The organism is Streptomyces caelestis (genome assembly GCF_001279005.1).
Lineage (GTDB): Bacteria > Actinomycetota > Actinomycetes > Streptomycetales > Streptomycetaceae > Streptomyces > Streptomyces heliomycini.
Window position 1 is genome coordinate 1 of the sequence record NZ_LGCN01000082.1, and the last position, 406, is coordinate 406.

Consider the following 406-nt stretch of genomic DNA (forward strand, 5'->3'; position numbering starts at 1 on the left):
GGGCGGGCAGAGCGACCGGATCACCTCCGACGCCGTGCCGAAGCTCAACCAGGCGGCGGTGGCGGCCGGCGACGCGGAGATCGACGCGGTGTCGGGGGCGACCTACACGAGTTCCGGCTACAAGAAGTCGCTGCAGTCGGCGCTGGACAAGGCGCGGGCGGCCGGGTCCCCGGGGTCCTCCGCACCGGGGAACGGCGGGGGTGCCGGGAGCGCGGAGGCGCGGACCGTCACCGGGGACGTGGTGCGGACGCAGTACGGGCCGGTACAGGTGCGGATCACCGTCAGCGGCGGGAGGATCACCGCGGCCGAGGCGGTGCAGGCGCCCACGGGCGGGCAGAGCGACCGGATCACCTCCGACGCCGTGCCGAAGCTCAACCAGGCGGCGGTGGCGGCCGGCGACGCGGAG

1 protein-coding gene is annotated in these 406 nt (G+C 75.9%); it reads left to right on the forward strand.

All coding sequences use genetic code 11. The annotated features are described in order from the left end of the window. Positions 1-406: FMN-binding protein (locus ADK41_RS08220; protein ID WP_159043948.1), on the forward strand; the 406-nt coding region annotated here is incomplete at both ends.